The 21,925-nt window shown below is 69.2% G+C and carries 19 protein-coding genes and 1 pseudogene; 13 read left to right on the top strand and 7 right to left on the bottom strand.

The features are described 5' to 3' along the window. Positions 1 to 35 precede the first annotated feature (35 nt). Positions 36 to 1,040 (bottom strand): LacI family DNA-binding transcriptional regulator, encoded by a 1,005-nt coding sequence (locus ACTOQ3_RS22630; RefSeq protein WP_440085345.1) that lies wholly within the window; start codon positions 1,038 to 1,040, stop codon positions 36 to 38. A 250-nt stretch (positions 1,041 to 1,290) separates the two neighbouring features. Between ACTOQ3_RS22630 and ACTOQ3_RS22635 the strand changes: the two genes are divergently transcribed. The 4 genes from ACTOQ3_RS22635 (at position 1,291) to ACTOQ3_RS22650 (ending at position 5,879) form a co-directional block, all read left to right on the top strand. After that, on the top strand, positions 1,291 to 2,574 hold the full coding sequence (locus ACTOQ3_RS22635) for an ABC transporter substrate-binding protein (RefSeq protein WP_440085346.1): 1,284 nt from the start codon (positions 1,291 to 1,293) through the stop codon (positions 2,572 to 2,574). Positions 2,575 to 2,714: 140 nt separating this feature from the next. Beyond that, positions 2,715 to 3,641 (top strand): carbohydrate ABC transporter permease, encoded by a 927-nt coding sequence (locus ACTOQ3_RS22640; RefSeq protein ID WP_344744927.1) that lies wholly within the window; start codon positions 2,715 to 2,717, stop codon positions 3,639 to 3,641. Between the two features lies 1 nt (position 3,642). Continuing rightward, positions 3,643 to 4,521, top strand: a complete 879-nt coding sequence (locus tag ACTOQ3_RS22645; protein WP_350968579.1) for a carbohydrate ABC transporter permease — start codon at positions 3,643 to 3,645, stop codon at positions 4,519 to 4,521. Then, positions 4,518 to 5,879 (top strand): GH1 family beta-glucosidase, encoded by a 1,362-nt coding sequence (locus ACTOQ3_RS22650; protein WP_440085347.1) that lies wholly within the window; start codon positions 4,518 to 4,520, stop codon positions 5,877 to 5,879. The genes ACTOQ3_RS22645 and ACTOQ3_RS22650 overlap by 4 nt, the downstream gene beginning before the upstream one ends. A 174-nt stretch (positions 5,880 to 6,053) precedes the next feature. Here ACTOQ3_RS22650 and ACTOQ3_RS22655 read toward each other — a convergent pair whose 3' ends face one another. Further along, positions 6,054 to 6,299 carry a hypothetical protein gene (locus tag ACTOQ3_RS22655; protein WP_440085348.1) on the bottom strand — a complete coding sequence of 82 codons (246 nt, stop codon included), beginning with the start codon at positions 6,297 to 6,299 and terminating at the stop codon, positions 6,054 to 6,056. Positions 6,300 to 6,797: 498 nt separating this feature from the next. Between ACTOQ3_RS22655 and ACTOQ3_RS22660 the strand changes: the two genes are divergently transcribed. The 3 genes from ACTOQ3_RS22660 (at position 6,798) to ACTOQ3_RS22670 (ending at position 9,312) form a co-directional block, all read left to right on the top strand. Further along, complete coding sequence (locus ACTOQ3_RS22660; RefSeq protein ID WP_440085349.1) at positions 6,798 to 7,382, top strand: hypothetical protein; 585 nt, start codon at positions 6,798 to 6,800, stop codon at positions 7,380 to 7,382. A 134-nt stretch (positions 7,383 to 7,516) separates the two neighbouring features. Then, positions 7,517 to 8,647 (top strand): sensor histidine kinase, encoded by a 1,131-nt coding sequence (locus ACTOQ3_RS22665; protein WP_440085350.1) that lies wholly within the window; start codon positions 7,517 to 7,519, stop codon positions 8,645 to 8,647. Next, positions 8,644 to 9,312 (top strand): response regulator, encoded by a 669-nt coding sequence (locus ACTOQ3_RS22670; protein WP_440085351.1) that lies wholly within the window; start codon positions 8,644 to 8,646, stop codon positions 9,310 to 9,312. The genes ACTOQ3_RS22665 and ACTOQ3_RS22670 overlap by 4 nt, the downstream gene beginning before the upstream one ends. Before the next feature lie 928 nt (positions 9,313 to 10,240). Here ACTOQ3_RS22670 and ACTOQ3_RS22675 read toward each other — a convergent pair. Continuing rightward, entirely contained in the window at positions 10,241 to 10,969 is a 729-nt protein-coding gene (locus ACTOQ3_RS22675; RefSeq protein WP_440085352.1) for an SDR family NAD(P)-dependent oxidoreductase, read from the bottom strand. 1,265 nt (positions 10,970 to 12,234) lie between these two features. Between ACTOQ3_RS22675 and ACTOQ3_RS22680 the strand changes: the two genes are divergently transcribed. The 5 genes from ACTOQ3_RS22680 (at position 12,235) to ACTOQ3_RS22700 (ending at position 16,176) form a co-directional block, all read left to right on the top strand. Continuing rightward, complete coding sequence (locus ACTOQ3_RS22680) at positions 12,235 to 12,534, top strand: hypothetical protein (protein ID WP_440085353.1); 300 nt, start codon at positions 12,235 to 12,237, stop codon at positions 12,532 to 12,534. Positions 12,535 to 12,644: 110 nt separating this feature from the next. Continuing rightward, positions 12,645 to 13,181 (top strand): MauE/DoxX family redox-associated membrane protein, encoded by a 537-nt coding sequence (locus ACTOQ3_RS22685; protein ID WP_440085354.1) that lies wholly within the window; start codon positions 12,645 to 12,647, stop codon positions 13,179 to 13,181. A gap of 50 nt (positions 13,182 to 13,231) precedes the next feature. Then, positions 13,232 to 13,807 carry a hypothetical protein gene (locus ACTOQ3_RS22690; RefSeq protein WP_440085355.1) on the top strand — a complete coding sequence of 192 codons (576 nt, stop codon included), beginning with the start codon at positions 13,232 to 13,234 and terminating at the stop codon, positions 13,805 to 13,807. Between the two features lie 3 nt (positions 13,808 to 13,810). Further along, entirely contained in the window at positions 13,811 to 15,634 is a 1,824-nt protein-coding gene (locus ACTOQ3_RS22695) for an ABC transporter ATP-binding protein (protein ID WP_440085356.1), read from the top strand. Then, on the top strand, positions 15,631 to 16,176 hold the full coding sequence (locus ACTOQ3_RS22700) for a S26 family signal peptidase (RefSeq protein ID WP_440085357.1): 546 nt from the start codon (positions 15,631 to 15,633) through the stop codon (positions 16,174 to 16,176). Before ACTOQ3_RS22695 ends, ACTOQ3_RS22700 begins: the two co-directional genes overlap by 4 nt. Positions 16,177 to 16,240: 64 nt before the next feature. On the opposite strand, the gene ACTOQ3_RS22705 is transcribed toward ACTOQ3_RS22700, so the two are convergent. Next, positions 16,241 to 16,861, bottom strand: coding sequence for an AfsR/SARP family transcriptional regulator (locus ACTOQ3_RS22705; protein WP_440085454.1), 621 nt, complete (start codon positions 16,859 to 16,861; stop codon positions 16,241 to 16,243). Positions 16,862 to 16,885: 24 nt separating this feature from the next. Further along, positions 16,886 to 17,251, bottom strand: a pseudogene (locus ACTOQ3_RS22710) (AfsR/SARP family transcriptional regulator); the annotation flags it as partial. 331 nt (positions 17,252 to 17,582) lie between these two features. On the opposite strand from ACTOQ3_RS22710, the gene ACTOQ3_RS22715 reads away from it, so the two are divergent. Then, positions 17,583 to 20,267, top strand: coding sequence for a LuxR C-terminal-related transcriptional regulator (locus ACTOQ3_RS22715; RefSeq protein WP_440085358.1), 2,685 nt, complete (start codon positions 17,583 to 17,585; stop codon positions 20,265 to 20,267). A 108-nt stretch (positions 20,268 to 20,375) separates the two neighbouring features. Here ACTOQ3_RS22715 and ACTOQ3_RS22720 read toward each other — a convergent pair whose 3' ends face one another. Both ACTOQ3_RS22720 and ACTOQ3_RS22725 read right to left on the bottom strand, forming a co-directional pair. Then, positions 20,376 to 20,888: a hypothetical protein gene (locus ACTOQ3_RS22720; RefSeq protein WP_440085359.1), complete on the bottom strand. Its 513-nt coding sequence runs from the start codon at positions 20,886 to 20,888 to the stop codon at positions 20,376 to 20,378. Positions 20,889 to 20,940: 52 nt separating this feature from the next. Then, positions 20,941 to 21,705, bottom strand: coding sequence for a hypothetical protein (locus ACTOQ3_RS22725; RefSeq protein WP_440085360.1), 765 nt, complete (start codon positions 21,703 to 21,705; stop codon positions 20,941 to 20,943). Positions 21,706 to 21,925 lie beyond the last annotated feature (220 nt).

The raw sequence follows: 21,925 nt of genomic DNA on the forward strand, positions 1-21,925 counted from the left end.
GGAGCCGCGGACCTCACAGGGCACGCGGGCCAGGTCTACCCGGTGGAGCCGCGGACGACCAGCCGGGTGGGCAGGACCCGCGGGAGAGGGGTGACGCCTTCGTTGATCATCGTGATGACCGCCGCGGCCGCCGCCGTACCGAAGCCCGCCTTGTCCTGGGCCAGGGTCGTCAGCCCCGGCGGCACCAGCGCGGCCAGCTCGATGTCGTCGAACCCGACCAGCGCGATGTCCTCGGGCACCTTCAGCCCCGCCTCGGTCACGGCCCGCAGCGCGCCGATCGCCATCTCGTCGCCCGCGGCGAACACCGCGTCGGGCGGCTCCTCCAGCTCCAGCAGGGCGCGCATCGCGGCCTGACCACTCGACAGGTAGAAGTCGCCCTCGACGACCAGCTCCGGCCGGTGCGCCAGTCCGAGCGCGGCCAGCTCCTCCAGGTAGCCGCGCAACCGCTCCGCGCCCGGTCTGGTGCGGGCCGGGCCGGTGATGGTGGCGATGACCCGGCGTCCGGTCGCGTGCAGGTGACGGACCGCCTCGCGCGCCCCGCCCACGTTGTCGGAGGTCACGTAGGTGGTCCGCGGCCCCTGGACGGGCCGGTCGAGGGAGACGCAGGGCACCTCCGACGCCGCCAGCGGCTGGAGCGAGGGGTCGGCCCTGCCGTTGTCTATGAAGACCACGCCGTCGAGGTTGTGCCTGCGCACGGCGCGGAGAAAGCTGTCGGGCGTGCCGTCCTCGCTGGTGGCGAGCATGAGCAGGTGGTAGCCGCGCTCGCTCAGCGCGGTCTTCAGCCCGATGAGGATTTCCTGGAAGAACGGGTGTCGCCAGCCGGGGCGGCGGTGGTCGGTGTCCCAGATCAGGCCGACCGTGCGGGACCTCTTGGTGGCCAGGGTGCGGGCCGACTCGTTGGGCAGGTATCCGATGCGTGCCGCGGTGCTGAGGATGAGTTCGCGGGTCTGGGCGTTCACCACCTCGGGGTTGTTGAACACGCGGGAGACAGTCGCCGACGACACCCCGCAAAGGCGCGCCAGCTCTCGAATCGTTGCCACGGGCGTACGTTATCGCATCTCGCTGAAACCGGTTTCATGTAACCGGTTGCATGGAAGTTATGTGAGAGCCCGAACCATGTCAACCCACCCCCGTGGATTTCCGCCGCGTGACTTTTCTGTGACTTGACAGAGGGTGCCGGCGATCTGTGAAATGTCCCACTAACAGGCCGATGCCGCACCGTTGCCGCGGGGCTCGGCCTTCTCATCGCATCTCGCAGTCACCATTCCTCTCCCTTCGAAGGAGTCCCAGGTGTCTGCTGGACGAATCCGTCTCGCCGCCGGAGTGCTGGCCGCCGGCATGCTCGCCGCCGGTTGCGGCGGCTCCCCCTCCCCCTCCGCGGGCTCCACGCCGGCCGACGGAAAGATCACCCTGACCCTCAACCTGTTCGGGAACATGGGCTTCAAGGAGCTCTACGCCAAGTACGAGGCGGCTCACCCCAACATCAAGATCGTCGAGAGGACGTCGGCGTACAACGACCACCACCGCAACCTCGCGGCGCACCTGGCCACCCGCAGCGGTACCGCCGACATCGAGGCGATCGACACCGGCTTCGTCGCCCAGTTCAGGAACCAGCCCCAGCACTTCGCCGACCTGCGCCAGCACGGCGCCGACCAGCTCAAGGACCGCTGGCTGCCGTGGAAGTGGGAGGCCTCGCTGGCCAAGTCGGGGGCCCAGATCGGCTACGGCACCGACGTCGGCGGCCTGGCCATGTGCTACCGCCGCGACCTGTTCAAGAAGGCCGGGCTGCCCACCGACCGTGACGAGGTCGCCAAGCTCTGGCCCGACTGGACGTCCTACTTCGAGACCGGCAAGCGCTACACCGCCAAGAAGCCCGAGGGCGCCGCGTTCTTCGACGGCGGCCCCCAGGTGTTCAACGCGATGATCGGCCAGGCCGAGACCGGCTACTACGACACCCAGGACAACGTCGTGGTCGCCACCAACCCGGCCGTCCGCTCCGCCTACGACGAGGTGCTCAAGGCCGTGGCCGACGGCCAGTCGGCCAAGCTCGTCGGCAGCTCGCCCGCCTGGAACACCGGCTTCGCCAAGAGCCAGTTCGCCACCATCGCCTGCCCCGCCTGGATGCTCGCCAAGATCCAGGACCAGGGCAAGGCCTTCGCCGGGCAGTGGGACGTGACCGCCATCCCCGGCGGCGGCGGCAACTGGGGCGGCTCCTACCTGACCGTCCCCGCGCAGAGCAAGCACCTGAAGGAGGCCGTGGAGCTGATCACCTGGCTGACGGCGCCCGAACAGCAGATCGAGGTGTTCACCAAGCACGGCATCCTGCCCTCCACCGTCGCCACCTACGACAAGCCCGAGGTGACCGGGCTCAAGCACGAGTTCTTCAACGACGCGCCGATCGGGCAGATCTTCACCACCGCCGCCCGCAACCTCAAGCCGCAGTACCAGGGCCCGAGGGCCGGCGACATCCAGACCGCCATCCGCGACTCGATCAACCGCGTGGAGGAGGGCAAGCAGGACGGCGCCGAGGCATGGACGCAGATGCTCGAGGACGTCGAGCGCATCAGCAAGTGACGCGCGTCGATCCGTGAGAGCCGGCGACGGCGGGCGGTCAGGGCCCGCCGTCGTCTTCCTTCCCCCGAGGAGCCGACCGTGACCTCCGCCTTCCCCGAGGAGCCGACCGTGACCTGCGGATCCCCCGAGGAGCCCCGACCGTGACCTCCGTCAGATCAGGGCCCCGGCGCCGCTGGGCCTACCAGCTCGACGTCAAGGGCTCGCCGTACCTCTACATCGCCCCGTTCTTCCTGCTGTTCGGCGTGGTGGGCATGTTCCCGCTGCTGTACACCGCCTACGTCTCCCTCACCGACTGGAACCTGCTGGATCCGGCCCGCGAGTGGGTGGGGCTGGCCAACTACGCCGAGTTGCTGGCCGACGACTACTTCTGGAACGCGCTGTTCAACACCGTCAGCATCTGGCTGTTGTCCACCGTGCCGCAGTTGCTGGCCGCGCTGTTCATCGCGCACATGCTCAACCGCAGGCTGCGTGCCCGCACGCTGTTCCGAATGGGCGTGCTGCTGCCCAACGTGACCTCGATCGTCGCGGTCACGATCATCTTCGCCCAGCTCTTCGGCCGCGACTTCGGCATGGTCAACTGGGCCCTCGGCCTGGTGGGCCTGGATCCGATCGACTGGCAGGCCGGCACGCTCTCCTCGCACGTCGCGATCTCGATGATCGTCATCTGGCGATGGACCGGCTACAACGCCCTCATCTACCTGGCCGCCATGCAGACCATCCCCGAGGACCTGTACGAGGCGGCCCGGCTGGACGGCGCGAGCCAGTTCACCCAGTTCCGGAAGATCACCGTGCCGATGCTCCGCCCCACGATCATCTTCACCGCCGTCGTGTCGACCATCGGCGGCTTCCAGATCATCGCCGAGCCGCTGCTGTTCCAGGCCGGCACCGGCAACCCGACCGGCGGCTCGGACCGCCAGTTCCAGACCGTCGGCCTCTACCTCTACGAGCAGGGCTTCAGCATGTACGAGTTCGGCTACGCCTCGGCGATCGCCTGGACGCTCTGCATGATCATCGTGGTCATGGCGCTCGTCAACTTCGCCATCACGCGCAGGATCAGGAGCAGCTGACATGGCAACCCTCACCGCCGTCCGGCGCGGCCTGAACCCCCGGGCCGTCCGCCGTGGCCTCAATCCCCTGGGGGCGGGGTTCTGGACCTACGCCGCGCTCGTCGCCGTGCTGCTCGGCTCGCTGTTCCCCATCTACTGGTCGCTGATCGTGGCCTCCCACGACAACGACGCCATCGCCAGCGTCCCTCCGGTCCTCACCCCCGGCGGTCACCTGTTCGAGAACATCGCCCGGGTCTTCGACACCACCGCGTTCGGCCAGGCGATGCTCAACTCCTTCCTCGTGTCCGGCTCGGTCACCGTCTCGGTCGTGCTGTTCTCCACGCTGGCCGGCTTCGCCTTCGCCAAGCTGCGCTTCCGCGGGCGCAACGTGCTGCTCGTCATGGCCATCGCCACCACCACCGTGCCGCAGCAGCTCGGCATCATCCCGCTGTACATCCTCATGGCGGAGCTCGGCTGGACCGGCAGGCTCGAGGCGGTGATCGTGCCCGGCCTGGTCACCGCGTTCGGCGTGTTCCTGATGACCCAGTACCTCTCCAGTGCCATCCCCGACGAACTGCTGGAGGCCGGTCGCATCGACGGGTGCAGCACGCTGCGGCTGTTCTGGCACGTCGTGCTGCCCGCCGCCCGGCCGGCCGCCGCCGTGCTCGGCCTGTTCACCTTCATGCAGGCCTGGAACGACTTCTTCTGGCCGCTGGTCGTCCTCACGCCGGAGAACCCGACCGTCCAGGTCGCGCTCTCCAGCCTGGCCAGCGGCTACACCACCGACTACGCACTCGTGCTCACCGGCACCGTGCTCGCGATCGTGCCGATCGTGGCGGTCTTCGCCGCGCTGGGCCGTCAGATCATTGGGGGAATCATGTCAGGAGCGATCAAGGGATGACCCAGGAACGTACCGCCTTTCCCGCCGGCTTCGTGTGGGGGACGGCCACCGCCGCCTACCAGATCGAGGGCGCCGTGGACGCCGACGGGCGTGGGCCCTCGATCTGGGACACGTTCTGCCGCGTCCCCGGCGCGGTGGCCAGGGGCGAGAGCGGCGAGCACGCCTGCGACCATTACCACCGCTGGCGGGAGGACGTGGAACTGATGGACAAGCTCGGCACCGGCGCCTACCGTTTCTCGCTGGCCTGGCCCAGGATCGTGCCCGACGGCGACGGCCGGGTGAACCAGCGCGGCCTCGACTTCTACCGGCGGCTCGCCGACACCCTGTGCGAGCGCGGCATCGAACCGTACGTCACCCTCTACCACTGGGACCTGCCCCAAGCGCTGGAGGACCGCGGCGGCTGGCGCGACCGCGACACCGCCGAGCGCTTCGCCGACTACGCCGAGATCGCGCACGAGGCGCTGGGCGACACGGTGTCACACTGGATCACGCTGAACGAGCCGTACTGCTCGTCCATCGTCGGCTACGCGGAAGGCCGCCACGCACCCGGCGCGCGCGAGGGTCACGGCGCGCTCGCCGCCGCCCACCACCTGCTGCTGGGCCACGGCCTCTCGGTGGCCAGGCTGCGGGCGCGGGCTCAGGCGGGGCAACAGGTCGGCATCACGCTCAACATGTCGCCCACGGTGCCCGCGACCGGTTCGGCGGCCGACGCCGACGCGGCACGCAAGATGGACCTGCTGGTCAACCGGCAGTTCACCGACCCGCTGCTGCTCGGCGCCTACGCGTCCGACATGGCGGAGACCTTCGGCGCCATCAGCGACTTCTCCTTCCGCCGCGAGGGCGACCTGGAGGTCATCGGCGCCCCGCTGGACTTCCTGGGCGTCAACTACTACTACCGCATCCACGCCGCCGCGGCGCCGTACGAGCAGGCGGACCCCGCGCTGCGCTCCGCCTTCGACCTCGGGGTGCGCAGCGTCACCCCGGACGGCGCGGCGACCAGCGGGCTGGGCTGGCCGATGGAGCCGCAGGGGCTTCACCAGACTCTCCTCGGCCTGACCCGGCGCTACCCCGCGCTGCCGCCGATCTTCATCACCGAGAACGGCTACGGCGACGACGGGACTCTCGACGACACCGGTCGCGTCGACTTCCTGCGCGACCACCTGGCCGCCATCCGCACCGCGATGACCGACGGTGTGGACGTGCGCGGCTACTTCTGCTGGTCGCTGCTGGACAACTTCGAGTGGGCCCGCGGGTACGCGGCCCGGTTCGGGCTCGTCCACGTCGACTACGAGACGCAGGTCCGCACCGAGAAGGCGAGCTTCCACTGGCTGCGCGAGTTCATCGGGATACAGGGGTGAAGATCCCGGCACTCGCCTCGGGCGGCCACGCACCGGCCTGAGCACGGGCTGAAGTCGAATCGATCGGGGAATCACCCGCGTTATGCGAAAATGCTCTTTCTGGCCCGACCCCTCAAGGGCCGGGCCCACCGTCGCACCTGGGGCTCGGCGATTACGCCGGATCCGTCGCGGCTGTTACCACCACGCCGTGAAGTGCCACTTGTTGGCCGTCGAATACGTGCAGGATGACACGTTGACCCCTGTCGCCTTGACCGCGGACCTCCAGTAATTGCAGTTACCTGAGTCGGGGTAGCCGCCGTAGAACTTGCTTCCCAGCGCGACGGTCGAGGTCGACGCCGTGCCGGCATGGGCGGTACCCGTCAGGGAGAAAGCCGCTCCGGCGATGGCGATACCGACGATCGCCCTTTTCATAACTCCCATGGTGTGACCCTTTCCGTGGATCCGCGAGAACCTTCCGCTGCCCGTTTATTCTCAACCGGCGATTACCGGCACGCAAGGCCGATCCGGTAATGGAACGTACCATTTGAAGAGATTAACAAATTCGTCCGACGCTTTCGAGTATTTCGAAATCAATGCGATTTCGAACTTTTGACGTCCCGCTTGCGAACGGGAGCCGGTCACCACCTGGGAGGCTCCCCGCCCTGCTCAGGCGTGTGATGGCGGACGCCGGCGCGCGGTGCTGTGCGGCGCTGTCGCTGTACCTCGCCGCCGCACAGGGCTCCGCCTCCACCTGGGTGTTCAGTGGCGAGCGCCCCCGGACGGCGCCCGAGACCTGCCTCCGGTGGCCGGGATGTCGCCGACACGGGGGAGACGACTCCCTCGTGAGAGGGAGCGCTGGGATCGCTCTCCTCGGCGATTACTTTCAGGCCGGAGAAATCCAGGATCGAGGCGTAAGCAAACCACTGAGGAGTCTCCCGGATGAACCCCCGCATCGCATTCGTCGCAGCCCCCCTGCTCGTCATGGCCTATGGAGTGATCCGGATCCTCGACGGACTCGACGGCAGCCGAGGTCCCGGCCTCGCCTGGACCACCGGCCACCTCGCCTTCCTCGCGGCCCTGGCCATGTTCGTCCCCACCTTCCTGCAGATGCGCCGGATGGCGGGGCGAAACACCCTCTCCAATGTGAGCGCCACGATCGGAATCGTCGGCACCCTGGCGCTTTCCGCGCAGTTCGTCATCGACATAGTGGTCGGCCTCCTGTCCGCCGACCGCGCCGGCATGGGCGTCCTCTTCGACCGGATCCAGGCCGCCCCCGGTGTCTCCATCGCCGTCTACGACGGCGGTCCGTTCCTCTTCTACATCGGCCAGCTCGCGCTCGTCGTCCAGCTCGCCGTCACCCGCCGCGTCAAGGTCTGGACGCCCTTCCTGGTCCTGCTCGACCTCCTCCTCCCGTTCGTCGACAAGGACCTCATCCCGCTCGGGGCCGTCCTTCTGCTCGTCTCCTTCGCCCCTCTCGCCGGTCAGGTCTCCCGTACCGCCAAGCCCGTCCCCGCCGTCGCGTGACAGGACGCCAACCGGCGGGCCATCCGGTCCGTCGTTTCGCGTTCCCCGTGTTCGCCGTGCCGGACGGCCGGAAAGAGGAGGCAAGATTGGACGCTGTGTCAGCCTTGCCGTTTTTTGTTCAAGCTCGCAGCTGGTTGAGATCTCTTCCACCCCCATGGCTGGACACAGCGCTCGCCGTACTGGTGATGGGCGTGCAGTTGTGGCCGTTCCTCTCCCGCGAAAACCCGTATGCCGTGCCATGGCACTGGTGGGGATACGCGGTCGTGGTCGCCGCCGCCGTACCGCTGGTGTGGCGACGGCGGGCGCCGGTGGTCGCGCTGGTATGCACCCTCGTCGCGACCTCCCTCTACGACCTCGCGGACGAGGTCCCCTCACAGCCGATCTGGTACGGCGGGCTCATCGCCATGTACACGGTCGCCGCCCACTCCTCGCGCCTGCCCCGCATGATCATGTTCGTCTTCTCGGTCGGCGGGGGCCTGCTCCTGGTCGGCTCCTCGGAGACCGCGCTGCGCGGCGTCGTGCTGTTCGTCGCCGCGTACGCGATCGGCCGCGCCTCCGCCGCCTCCCGCGCATACGCCGCCGCCCTGGAGGAGCAGGCCTCCCGGCTGAAGTACGAGCGCCAGGCCGAGATCGAACGGGCCGCCGAGCGCGAGCGAGCCCGGATCGCCCGCGACATGCACGACATCCTCGCCCACGCGGTCAGCCTCATGGTGGTACAGGCCGAGGCCGGTCCCGTCGTGGTCAGAAGCAACCCGGCCCGCGCCGAGGCCGCCTTCGACGCGATCGCCTCCGCGGGACGCGACGCCATGGTCCAGCTCCGCCGCATGCTGACCGCGCTCAAGGAGGACACGGGGTCGCGCGCGCCGCAACCGACCATCGACGACCTGGCCGAGCTGGCCGACCAGGTCTCCGACGCCGGGCTCGACGTGACCTACTCCACCTCGGGTGAGCCCAGGCCGCTGCTTCCCGACATCGAGGTCGCCGCCTACCGGGTGACCCAGGAAGCCCTCACCAACATCGTCAAGCACGCGGGCGCCACCCGTGCCGACATTCGGCTCCTCTGGCAGGACGGCACACTTATGATCATCATCACCGACGACGGCCGCGGCTCCGGGCCGTCCTTCCCCGCCGGCGGAAACGGTCTCATCGGCATCCGCGAGCGCGCCGCCGCCTTCGGCGGCTCCGCCACCATGGGCCCTCGCCCGGACGGACCGGGTTTCCAGGTGCTCGTACGGCTGCCGCTGGCGCAGGCGGTGACGGCATGACCCTGAGAATCGTGGTGGCCGACGACCAGGAGCTGGTGCGCGCCGGGTTCAGCATGATCCTCGACGCCCAGCCCGACATCGAGGTCGTCGCCGAGGCGAACGACGGTGCCGAGGCCGTCGCGGCGGTCCGTGAGCACCGGCCGGACGTGCTCCTCCTCGACATCCGCATGCCCACGATGAACGGCATCGAAGCGGCCAGGATCGTGTGCGCCGAGACCGACTGCCGGGTGCTCATGCTGACCACGTTCGACCTGGACGACTACGTTTACGACGCGCTACGAGCGGGCGCGAGCGGGTTCCTGCTCAAGGACGTCCGCCGCGACGACCTCGTCCACGCGGTGCGGGTGGTCGCGGCCGGGGAGTCACTGCTCGCGCCTTCCGTCACGAGGAAGCTGATCGCCGACTTCACCTCCAGAGCGGTCACCCGTCCTGTCACCCCATCTGCTGAGCGACTCGCCGTACTCACGGTTCGCGAGCAGGAGACACTTCAGATGATCGCGCGCGGGCTGTCCAACGCGGAGATCGCCGCAGCCATGGTGCTCAGCGAGCACACGGTGAAAACGCACGTCAGCAACGTGCTCACCAAACTCGGGCTGCGTGATCGGGTACAGGCGGTGGTCGCCGCCTACGAGACCGGTCTCGCGGTCCCCGGCGGATCGGCGTGAACGCCGACGACCCGCCGCACCGCTCCGGCCCGAACAGCCGGCAGAAACCGGACGAGCTCGAACGAAGATCAAAAACCGGGTTAGGTCACCCGCGCCTGGCCTGGGTTCTTCGTGTTCCGAGGGTGGTGAAGCCCAGGGGATTCGAGCTCCCCGCTTCCTGCTTGCAAAGGAATGCGAACGCCCACTCCTACGCGGCGCACCATTTCTGCCACCTGCGGCAGGGGTACGGCGAAGTTCGGTCACGGCGTAGGCGTCGACGGCATCCGGGGCCACATCCGTGGCGATGACCGTTGCGGCTTCGGCGCCGTCTTGCAGGATGTGTGCTCGTGCCAGGCAAACTCCGAGCCGGTCCCGCACCCTTTGGAGGGAGAACGGGTCCTGCGCGTGTCGAACTCGAGGTACTCCTCCCGCCCCTCTTCGAAATGCTCAACGATGCCGATCCGGCCGGTGCGCAGGTGAAGCTCGCCTTCCCACATGCGATCCCAGGAGGGAAGCGGGCCGGGCTCGGCGTCCCAGAGTTCGTAGCGGACGTGGATCGGACCACCCCGGCCCGTTTTCCCGCCGGGGGAGACCCCACTGGTGATGTCGACGCCGTTGGGCCCCACCCCTCGAGCTCGGGCGACCAGGGCGGCCGGTCCTCCTCGATCAGCAGGTGCAGGCGCCCGCCGTCCAGCTCGTGGCGGGCGGCGGAGGCCGCGCGGCCGCTCCACTGGAGCAGGTACCGGGGAACCCAGCGATCCTCGTCGAGGCGGTCGGCCTCGAAGGTGTCCTCGAACTCCAGCTCGTAGCCGGCCCACGCCACGCGTTCGCGCCTTCCTGCCGCCGTCTTTCCGGAAAGGACCATACGCTGGGCCGGCCGTCGCGGTCACGGGCAGGCGAAGGGAACCGGCTGGAATCCCCCGGCATCAGTCGTGGGGAGCGCTTGGGTTCAGTGATCGAAGAGCCCTTCGGGGTAGATGGTCTCAGAAGGTGTTCCGGTGGTGTGCATGTTCCACAGGAGGTCGGCCAGCGTGGCGGGGGCGACGGTCTGCCAGTCGGGAACGGGCGCACCGGTTGCCCTCGCGGCCTGCATCTTCTCGTCCATCGCGCTGCCGCCGATGAGGGCGCCGACATAGATCCTGCCGATGTAGACGCCCTTGTCACCAACCTCTGCCTGCAGGGACTGCAGGTAGTTGCGCTGGGCCGCCGTAGCGGGACCGGGGCCGCTCATGTTCGGCACGCCGGCGAGGGCGCTGGCGCCCTGCGCGGTGAGAACGGCTCCCTCACCGCGTTCGAGCATGCGCGGGAGGAACTCCCGCACAAGCGCCAGGGGCGTGTAGACCATCAGGGGCATGAGGTCGGCGAGCTGCCCGGGGGCCAGTTCGGCTGCCGGTGTGAAACCGGCATCGCCACCGGCCGGCCCATAGTAAAGAACATCGAGATGGCCGACGGCAGAGCGGATCTGCTCAGCCAGGGTGGGCACGGCGTCGGTGTCCGAGAGGTCGGCGGTGATGACGTGGGCGATGACGCCGTGGGCGGACAGGTCCTTGGCCAACTGCTCCAGAGGCTCACGGCGGCGGGCGACGAGGACCACGTCGTAGCCCTCGCGCCCGTAGCGGCGGGCAACGGCCTGGCCCAGCCCGGATCCCGCGCCGAACACCGCGATGGACTTGGGCATGCTGTGACCAACGGCCTGGTGCTGCGCGACTGGCCTGAGCCCGCCCGCGAGGACTACGACCGACGCACCCGCATCTTCCTCGACAGCCTCCAGCCGCGCCCTCAAAGCACGTAGACGAACCATGGAAGGCAACGAAATGTAGCTGTACATCTCAGCTGTACGAGCTCGAAGAGACCGCGTTCGCGTCAATGACGGCAATTGCGCTCTTCTTGCGCGAAGCGCCCCACGTGAAGACCTTCTTGCGGGCCGAACGCATGCCCGGGAAAGAACTCCCGAGCGGAGCGAGGATCATCGGGGCGAGATCCCGTCCAACGAGCGGGCAACGGGTGGGTGGCCTGAGGCCCGCGCCTGCCCGGCCCTTCGACGGTGAAGCCCAGGAGGTTCGAACTCCTGACATCCTGCTTGCGGAGACGCATTCCGATCTTGCTCGACCTGCGAAGACGCGGCCCACAACACTGATCGCGTTCCCCGTGACTCCCCGCTGTTCCCCCTCGTTTATCGCCCCATCGGGCACGCGACGTGCAAGGCCGGCAGACTCGCCATGTGGTCGGGGTCGACGGTCCCTTTCGTCGCATCGGCGATCCTGGCTTCGGGTGCTGAATCCCCGGCCGGGAAGGGCGTGATCCCGAGACCGCCGATCAGGCCGATGCGACCATCACGCTTCCTGACGGCACTCGGCGCCCTGCCACCTTCATGACCCTTGAGACCATCTCCGGGATCATGGATCGCAGGCAGGGTACGGGCGGATGCCTCAACGGCCGGTCTTTCTGGTGCCCGGACCTGGTGATCATTCACAAACCCGGCTTCGTCTCGATGGCTGATGTCGTACAAGTCATGATCGCGACCGGAGAGCTGAAAGCGCGTGCAGTGCGCTGCCGATCGACGACGGTCGGCATCCGGCCTCCCGCCCGGGGCGGAACGTAGGAACGCGGGGTGTCCGGGCCGCCGAACCGCCGTGTTCCGATCTGGTGGCCGGGACGGTTCCATACGGTCCCACCTGGCGGCTTCGCGTGGCCCCGCCTGGAGCCGATCATGATCGCGTGACGTCAGATCCGCCTGTGGACTCGGAGACCGCCGTCCCCGAACCCCTGCCGTGTCGTCGAGCCCTTCGCGGGTGCGTGACCCGGGAGGCGGCGGGCCGAACGCGTGTTCGCCGACCATGCCGCTTGTATGCGGTTCCCATGCGGGAGCTTCCTAGATTGATCCGTGTCGCAGCGTTCGGCTCCCTCGAAGAGAGGAGCCGTCATGAGAGAGAAGGTCAACCGATGCTTCGAACCGTTCGGTCGTTCGCCGACCGATTGCTGGAGAGTCTGGTCCCCGGCACGCAGGCGCAGGCGATGGCGTGCGTCGAGCAGTGGCAACAGTTCACCTGCCCTCCCGTCGGGGGCGTCCCGTACAACACGATAGGCCTGAAGCGGGTCAAGATCTGCAACGGTGTGACGCAGGTGCTGGAGACTCTGCCGTGCGGCACGCCGATCTGCGGCGGGAACAGCTCACCCTACGGGCCCTTCGTTCCCCTCCACCCGTGCCCGCCGTCCACCTGCCCGCCGTTCATGATGTGCTGAGCCGGGCCGCCTCGGCCGGACCCGTCATGTGAGTGACCGCCTCCATCGGGGAGGGACGGGTGCCGCGACTGGCGAAGAGTCGCGGCGCCCCCTCCAGATTAGGGGTTTCCATGGAGTACGTCCTGATCTGCTGCCGGCTTCTGGTCGGTGTGGTCCTCGTGGTCTCGGCGGTGGGCAAGGTGCGCTCCCGCGACGCCTACGCCTCCTTCCGCGCCGCCGCCGGTGAACTGGCACCGCGGCTGCCCCTGGTGCCGAGGGCCCTCGTGCCGCCTGCGGTCGTCGCGGGCGAGCTGGCCGCGGCCGTGCTGCTCGCCGTCCCGTCCACGGCCGGTGCCGGGTTCGTGATCGCGATGGTGCTGCTGGCCGCGTTCACGGTCGCGATCGCGACGGCCGTGCGCCTCCGCCGGCACGTGGTCTGCAACTGCTTCGGCCCTTCGTCCACGCCGGTGGGGCCGGGGCGGCTCGTCCACAACGGGGCGCTGCTCGTCGCCTCGCTGGCCGGGGTGGTGCTCTCCTTCGGCACCGCGTCCGCGTCCGTCGCGCTGGAACCGGCCGGTGTCGCGGCGGCGGCGGTCACCGGCCTGGCGGGGGCCGCTCTGGTGCTGCTCGCCGACGACATAACCGAGCTGTTCCGGCCGCTCGTCTGACCGCCGCAGGCGCCGGCGAACGTGTAACCGTGGAACCACTAAGGATGATCATGTTGAATGTCGTTGTGGTGCTCGTCGGCGCAGTCATGGTGCTGTGCGCGCTCGACATCGTTCTCACCGTGGGAGTGGCCCGGAGGCTGCGCGCGCAGGGCGAACTGCTGGCGCGTCAGGCCGCCTCGTTCCCGGCCGGGTATCCGCCGCCCGGTGCTCTCCCGCCGGTCATGCGCGAGGCCGGGGATCGGCTGGGCGCCTTCCGTACCGCCGCCGCGGACGGTACGCCTCTCGACGAGGGGTTCTTCGCCAATGCCCCGACCCTCGTGGCGGCGTTCTCCGTCGGGTGCCCCGCCTGCGAGGAACGGCTGCCCGAGTTCATCAGGTTCGCCCCGGCCTTCGCCGGCCGTGAGCGCGTGCTCGCCCTCGTGGTCGGCGCCGACGGCACGGCCGAGAAGGCCGCGCTCCTGGAACCGGTGGCCACCGTGGTGGTGGAGAAGACCCACGGCGGGCCGGTATGCGGGTCGCTGGGGGTCAGGGCCTATCCGGCGCTGGCGATCGTCGATCCCGGCGGCGTCGTCCGCGCTTCCGGCACCCTGATCCAGGACGCGGCGGCCGCCCTGGAAACGGTCTGACCCATGCGGAAGATCATCATCGCGTTACGGCTGAGCTGGCAGGCCGGTCCGCTGCTCACCGCCGTCGTCGTCACGCTCACGCTGGCGACCGCGCCGGCACCGGTCGTGACGGCGTGGCTGACCAAACTGGTGCTGGACGACATCACCGCCGGAGCCTCTCCCGGCACGGTCGCGGGGAAAGGCGTCGCGCTCGCCGTCACGATCGTGGTGACCGGTCTGATACCGCACGTCACCCAGTACGCCTCCCGTGAGGTCGAACGCCGCGTCGGGCTGCTGGCCCAGGAACACCTGTTCGTCACGGCCGAGCGCTTCGTGGGCATGGCTCGTTTCGAGGACCCCGTCTTCCTCAACCGGATGCAGATGGCACTGCAGCACGGCGCCACCACCCCTGGGATCATGGTCTCCGCCGCCCTGTCGGTCGTCCGCGCCGTCGTCACCGGTCTGGGCTTCCTGGGGTCGCTGACGGTCATCTCCCCCTGGCTGCCCGCGGTGATCCTCGCCTCGGTCCTGCCGATGCTGGCCGTGGAGCTGTCGATGGCCCGCCGCCGGGCCGGCCTGTCGTGGCGGCTGAGCCCGATCGAACGCCGGGAGATGTTCTTCCGCGATCTGCTGACCAGTGTCCAGGCCGCCAAGGAGATCCGGTTGTTCGCCATCGGCACCTACCTGCGCGAGCTCATGACGGCCCAGCGGCGCCTGTCCAACAGGGAGAACCGCGACATGGACCGCCGCGAGGTCGGCGCCCAGGCGCTGATCGGCCTGGGGAGCGCCGCGGTGTCGGGCGGGACGCTGCTGTGGGCGGTACTCGCCGCCGCCGGCGGCCGGATCAGCGTCGGTGACATCTCGCTGCTGGTCGCCTCGGTGGGCGGCGTGCAGAGCGCGAGCGTGTCACTGGTGCACACCATCGCCCAGTGCCACCGTCAACTACTGCTGTTCGACCACTACCTCCAGGTGGTCGCCACCGAACCCGATCTGCCCGTCGCCCGCTCTCCCAGGGCGATCGCGCCGCTGGCACGCGGGATCGTCTTCCGCGACGTCTGGTTCCGCTACTCTCCCGACCACACCTGGGCGCTGCGCGGCCTCGACCTGACCATCCCCCGCGGCCGGACGGTGGGTCTGGTCGGCCGGAACGGCGCGGGCAAGAGCACCCTGATCAAACTCCTGTGCCGGATGTACGACCCCGAGCGCGGCGCGATCCTGTGGGACGGCGTCGACCTGCGCGAACTGGACCCCGCCGAACTGCGTGCCCGCATCGGCGTGGTCTTCCAGGACTACATGGAGTACGACCTGTCCGCGGCCGAGAACATCGGCCTGGGCGATCTGGAGTACCTGCACGACCGCGAGCGCGTCACCGCCGCGGCCGTCGACGCCGGAGCCCACGAGTTCGTCAGCCGCCTGCCCCGCTCCTACGACACCCTGCTGTCACGGCTGTTCTTCCAGGGAGAGGACACCCCCGAGGACACCTCCGGCGCCATCGGCGTGACCCTGTCGGGAGGCCAGTGGCAGCGGCTGGCCCTGGCCCGCGCGCATCTGCGTACCGGGCACGACCTGATGATCCTGGACGAACCCAGCTCCGGCCTGGACGCCGAGGCCGAGTACGAGATCCACCGCAGGCTGCGGCAGCGCCGGACGGGCCGTACCAACGTGCTGATCTCCCACCGGCTCAACACCGTGCGCGATGCCGACCTGCTGGTCGTGCTCGACGAGGGAACCGTCGTCGAGCACGGCACCCACGAGGAACTGGTGGCCCGCGGCGGCACCTACGCCGACCTGTTCTCCATGCAGGCCGAGGGCTACCTGGAGGTCCTTCCCGGACAGGCCGGTCGGTGACCGCTCCGCTCGCCCTGATCCTCACACCGCTCGCAGCCGGTGCCGCCGCGGTGTTCTGGGCTCGCCGGAACCTCCTGGTGGCGATCATCTCGGGCGCCAGCATGCATCCCACCCACCGGCCCGGCGACAAGGTGCTGGTACGGCGGCTGCCCTCCGACCGGATCCGAACGGGAGACATCGTCGTGGCCGACATCGTGGCCGTCCCGGAGTACGTGGCGGCGCCCTCGTACGGCGGGATCCGGCGCGCCGCGCGTCCCGGCGTGGCCGGAACGGGCAGGCGGCGCGGAGCGGTTCCCCCATGGAAATCCTCTCCCGGCTCCGCCCCCAGCCGGGTCGTCAAAAGGGTCGCCGCCGTCCAGGGGGATCCCGTCCCCGCCTCGGTACCCCGCAGGGCGGGCGAGACCTCGGTCCCCGGCGGGTGCCTCGTCCTTCTCGGTGACAATCCGGGGCAGAGCCTGGACTCCCGCCATTTCGGATACGTGTCCGCGACGGACGTGGTCGGCAAGGTGGTCGGCGCCCTCTCGGCGGCAGGTAGCCGGTGAGGCGTCCGGTCGACGCTCACCGGAACCGCCGTCCGGTCCGCGGGCGATCCCGGCCGGTGCCCGGTCAGGCAGGGTGGCAGCCCATGGCGGGGGCAGCGGAGTTCGCGACGGGCCTCCCGTCGACGGAGAGTCGCCGACGTGGCCACGCGGGGTCGGGACGTGCCGGATCCGGGCCCTCGCTCCGGTGGCGGGAGGAGGGGCCGCGGATGGCGTCGTCGTCCCGGCGAAGGACGGAAAGGTGGAGTTCACGCAGCTCGGCGGAGGGGTCCAGGCCGAGATGATCGCTGAGCGTCGCCGTGGCGGAGGTCCACGCCGAGATCGCTCCCGCTGCGTTGCCGCCGAGATAGTGCGCACGCATCAGGTGTGCCCACGAGGTCTCCCGAAAAGGTGCCGTGGCCAAGATGTCAAGGATCTCGGGAACGAGATCGAGCGTGCGGCCCAGGTCCAACCGGGCTTCCACCAGGCGTTCCCGTACCGTCAGATGCAGTTCGTCGAGGGCGGCGAAGCGGGCTCTCATCTGCTCGGAGGCGGCGCAGTCCTGCCCAGCGGGCCCCTGCCACAGGCCGAGCGACTCCTTGAGCGTCGCCTCGGCCGCGCCGGCGCATCGGGCGCGCAACTCGGCGAAGCCCCGGGCGGCGAGCCGCTTGAATCTGATCGCGTCGACCTCGTCCGGCTCGATGAGCAAGCGGTACCCTCCTCCGCCGCCCCGTAGGGTGATCAAGCGCTCCCGCAGGGAGAACGCCGTCAGCTGGCTCCGTAGCCGGGCCACGTGCAGGCGCAGGTTCTTTCGGGCTGAATCTGGAGATTCATCCCAAAGTGATCTCATCAGCCGCTCCACGGGAACCGATCGCCCCTCGTCGAGGAGAAGGGCCGCGAACACTCCCCTGACCGGCGCCGACCTGATACCGATGGATGTTTCCGCGTTCTCGATCCGAACGCTTCCGAGCAGGCGGAACAGCATTTCTTCAACCCCTCTGGTAATCGATGAAAAGGTTCCCCGCCCGGGGCCGGAAAGGGGGGCGGCCATCCACGCTGACGGTGTGCCCGGGGCGGACCGCCGGCCCGCGGACGTCATGTCGTAAGACGCGGGCGGATGGCGGTTCGCCTATCAGGATGGGGACGCCGCCAGGGAGCGGTCATGAGTAACGATTACTCAATTTCCGGCTGACCCTCGTGCCGTCTCAGGCGTTTCCCCTACATCCTGAAAAGTTCCGGCCATCCAAAATCAGATTATAGTTCGTATATATACGCATTCCTCTGCGGCCGGGTCGGCGCCAGGCCGGAGAAATACATCCGATATCCTGATATTTCTGACATAGCGTCTGAACGGTGCCTGTTACAGAGCCTGCACACCGACGAGTTCGTCCCGGCTGCTGGAGTCGCAGGACTGGCGGAGGTACTACGGGATGAGCCAGGAGAGTTTGCTGGGGCGGTGGCCGCTCATAGGGCGTGCATCGCAACTGGAGAAGTTCGACGAGTCCCTGGAAGACCCTCGGGTCAGAGGCTTCATCGTCTTCGGGCCGAGGGGAGCAGGGAAGTCCCGCCTGATCGAGGAGTGCCTGGAGCGGGCGGAGGGAGCCGGTCGGCGCATCGGCCGCGCGGTGGCCACCGCGGCCGCTGCCTCGATTCCCCTGGGAGCCGTCGCTCATCTACTGCCCGCCGAGGCGGACCTGTCCGACCCGGTCACGGGGTTCGCATCGGTGGCGCGGCTGCTGGCGCGGTCCGGAACGGACCCGGTCCCGATGGTGATCGGAGTGGACGATGTCCACCTGCTCGACGCGACCTCGGTGGTGCTGCTGAGGCAGCTGATGGACGCCGGTGTGATCTTCCTCCTCGGCTCGGTGAGCACCGGGGAGCCGCCCGGCGCGGCGGTGGCGGCGCTGTCGTGCGAGGACTCGGTGCAGCAGATGGACCTTGTCGACTTCAGGCGGCCGCAGGTCGAGGAGCTGCTGGAACGGGTCCTCGGAGGATACGTGGGCAGCAACACGGTCAGCCAGATGTTCATCGCCAGCGGCGGTAATCCGCTCTACCTGCGCGAGCTGGTGATCGGAGCGGTGACCGGCGGGATCCTGACCTGCGACGGCGAGTTGTGGGAGATGACCCCGGGCCGGCTACCGGGGACGCGGCGCCTGACCGATCTCCTGCGCTCCCGGCTCTCCGCCGCGTCGCCCGAGGGCCGTGACGTGCTGGAGGCCCTGGCGCTGTGCGAGCCGCTGTCCGTGGCTCAGCTCACCCTCGATGTCCAGCCCCGTACACTCGACGAGCTCGAACGGGCGGGACTGATCGTCATCGGCCGGGAACGGCGGCGCACCGCCGTCCGGCTGGCGCACCCCCTCTACGGCGAGGTGCTGCGCGCCGACATCACCACGGTCCGGCGCCAGGAAACGCTGCTGCACCGCCTCTCCCTGCTGGAGAAAAGCGGGGCCCGGCGGCGTGAGGACGCGATGCGACTGGCCACCTACCAGCTGGCGGCCACCGGAACGGCGGATCCGGCACTGCTCATGCGGGCCGCGGCCCTGGCCATCCATACACGCGCCTACGCCAATGCGCTCTCCCTCCTGCGCGCCGTACCCGAAGAACGGCACGGCGTTCAATACCGGTTGCTCCTGGGCAAGACGCTGTACGAGACGGGCGAGTTCGGGCAGGCCGAGACCGTGCTGTCGCAGGCGGTCGCGCTGGCCGGCGACGAGCAGGAGACGCTGCTCGTGACGAGCCTGCGGGTGCAGAACCTCATCTGGGGTCTGGGAGCCTCGCAGCGGACGGTCCGCGAGGTCATCGAAGTCGCCCGCCACCGGGTCACAAGCCCTTCCGGCCGCCAGGTCCTCATCGCCACCGAGGCCGCCGGCTGCTTCGCTCTGGGCGAGTTCCCGCGCAGCCTCGCCCTGTGCTCGCGCCTGCCCCTGGACTCCGGGCCCGCACCGGATGTGATGACATGGCTGATCGCCGTGACGACCAGGTCGGCGGCGCTGGCGTTCCTGGGCCGAGGTGAGGAGGCCTTGACCTGGGCCCGACGCGCCACCTCCGTCAGCGCAGCCGTCGACGCCGAGCTGTACTCCATGACCACCCACGAGGCGGCGCACCAGTCCGTCCTCACGCTGGCTCTGGCGGAGACCGGCTGCCTGGCCGAGAGCCGGACAGTGGGCGAGGAGGCCTACCGAACGCTCGCCCAGGGCATGTCGAGCCCCGAACAGAGACTCCTCGCCTTCCAGCTGGGACGTGCCGCGTGGCTGGCGGGCCATCCCGGGCAGGCCCGCCGCTGGTACGCCGAGCTCGTCCGAGCGGCACGCCCCTACACCGCGATCGTCTTGCCGCTGGCACTCTCCGGGCTGGCCGCTTCGGCCGCCCTGCAGGGCGATCTACAGGCGGCCGAAGCGGCCCTGACCGAGTACGACCGGCTGACGTGCGCGGTGCACATGCCCGAAGAGCGGTTGGGAGTGGCCTGGCTGCACGCCGTCCAAGGTGAGCTCTCCCATGCCCGGGCCGTCCTCACCGCGGCGGCGCGGGAGGCCAGGGAACGCGGGCAGATCGCGTTCGAGTCCGTCCTGCTGACCGACCTCGTCCGGCTCGGAGGAGCGTGTGAGGTCGCAGAGCGGCTGGCGGAGATCGCCGAGGCGGTCGACGGCCGGTTCCACCGGGCGCGAGCCGACCTGGCCGCCGCTTGGGCCGAAGGATGCCCCGACCGGCTGCTCGCCGCCGCCGGGGAGATGGAGACCATCGGTGCCGACCTCCTGGCCGCCGAGGCGGCCAGCGTCGCCGCCGGAATCCTGCGGCAGGCCGGTGACTCCCGCCGCGCCCGGGCCGCCGCGCTCCGCGCTCAGTTACTCGCAGCCCGCTGCGAGGGGGCCCGGACTCCCGCCCTCACCACAGGGGGCAGCGGTGCCCGGCTCACCAGGAGGCAGCAGGAGATCGCGCTGCTCGCCTCACAGGGGATGCCCAGCAAGGACGTCGCCGAGCAGTTGGGCATCTCGGCCCGTACCGTCGACAACCATCTACGGCACATCTACGTGGAGTTCGGCATCACCACCCGCCGTGAGCTGGCCACCCACCTCAACGGTGTGGTTCCGTTGGGGCCGCGATCCCGCGGGACGTGACCCGTGTCCGTCTTCGCCGACGAGGGCAAGACCGAACCGGAACCCGCTCTCACCTGAGCTTACGGTCCACGGTGATCCATCGTCGTCCGGCCTCGTCCGTGGTCGTCTTCACCCAGTTGGTCCGGCGGCCTCGAACTGGCGAAGGTCGATGTGGCAGGTGGAGGCCGGCAGCGCCAGCCAGCCACCGGCCGTGAGAAGACGGCGGTGCTCGGCGAACGTCTTCTTGGCGTCGACCAGGTGCGAGACGTACGACAGGTGCCGACGTACCCGTTCCAGCAACTCGGCCGGTGGTGTCGCCTGGTAGGCCATCGCGAGGTCGTCGACGGCCGGCTCCAGCCGGTCGAGCGTTTCGGCGCCCACGTCGCCGGCGGCGACACGACGGGCCGGCTCCAACGCCTCGATCTCCTCGGCGAAGTGAGAACTGTCCGACGCCGTGCTCTCCGGCTCCTCGCTGAACAGCTCGGCTTCTTCCGCGCCGAACACCCGACAGTAGAGCAGCCGGTGGAACACCTCTTCAGGCGTGAGTCTGGCGATGAAAGTGAAGCAGAACTCTGGCCAGCGGGACTGGCCCCACCACGCATAGTCACTGGTGGCGGCCTTTCTCTTACCGAAAGTGTTCAAGATTCTTACTTCCTTAGGAGGCTGAGTACAGAAATCAGCGGTGGGCGGTGGCTCAGTAGGTGCGGTTGGGCCAGTGCGGGTCCTCCCAGCGAGCGGGGCCGGTGAGACCGAGCAGCCGTACCCGGTGGAGCAGTTCTGCGGGAGCGTTCTGGGCACGGAGCCGGACAGGGGCGTGGCAGATCAGCCAGGCCGTCAACTCGGTACGCGTCTCCTCCTCGTTCCCCCAGTTCCAGCTTTCCCAGGGAAGTTGATCCCCCAGTAAGCGGTACTCCCAGTGCGCCACCGCTTCGGCCAGGTGCCGGTCGGCCACGGCGTGCGTGTGTGCTTCCCAGGTGTGCAGCCATGGGCTGAGCGTGGTGGAGGCTTCTGCACACAGGGCGAGGACCTCGTGCGCGGGCACAGCGGGATCCGGGCCGGTGAGTGTGTGGGCCCACCAGGCGTGCAGGAATTCCCGCACCGCTGCGGCCTGCTCGGCGGGCCACTGCCACCACTCGCCCAAAGCAAGTGAATACCCGACCTCCTCGATGCCGAACAAGGACTCGGCGCGGCCGCCGGCGAGGGCCGTGGAGAGCTGAGGCAGGATGCGGCGCAGCACGGATGCGTGGTCATCCCAGTCCTCGGCCTGCCAGGCGGCACGCAGACGGTCAGGGCTCAACTCCGCATCCGGCACCTTCAACCGGGCGAGGTCTTCCGCGCCGCCCCAGTGGCACTCGCAGTTCTGCTCGTCGGGACGGGCGGTCATGCCGCGGAAAGTGACGGCCACTCGGTCCAGCGCGGCGTCGAGACGGAGGCGCTCGGGCGTCCGGTCAGGGTTCATCCTGGGTGTTCGCCTTCAAGGACTCCGGGAGCCTGAGCCAGCCGAAGATCGCTACCTTACCGGGCCCATGGTCTGCCCGGCCGCATCGGCATCTCATGGGACCGGACACCCGATCAGCACCTGTACTGATCTTCGAAAGGCTTCAGATCATCAAGACGATGCCGTCGTCGGCGAGTTCTTCGGGGGTGAACACCGCGCTGGTGTCGTCGGCCGGCTCGGC

This window comes from Streptosporangium sp. LJ11 (assembly GCF_051918945.1).
In the GTDB taxonomy this organism is placed as follows: Bacteria; Actinomycetota; Actinomycetes; order Streptosporangiales; family Streptosporangiaceae; genus Streptosporangium.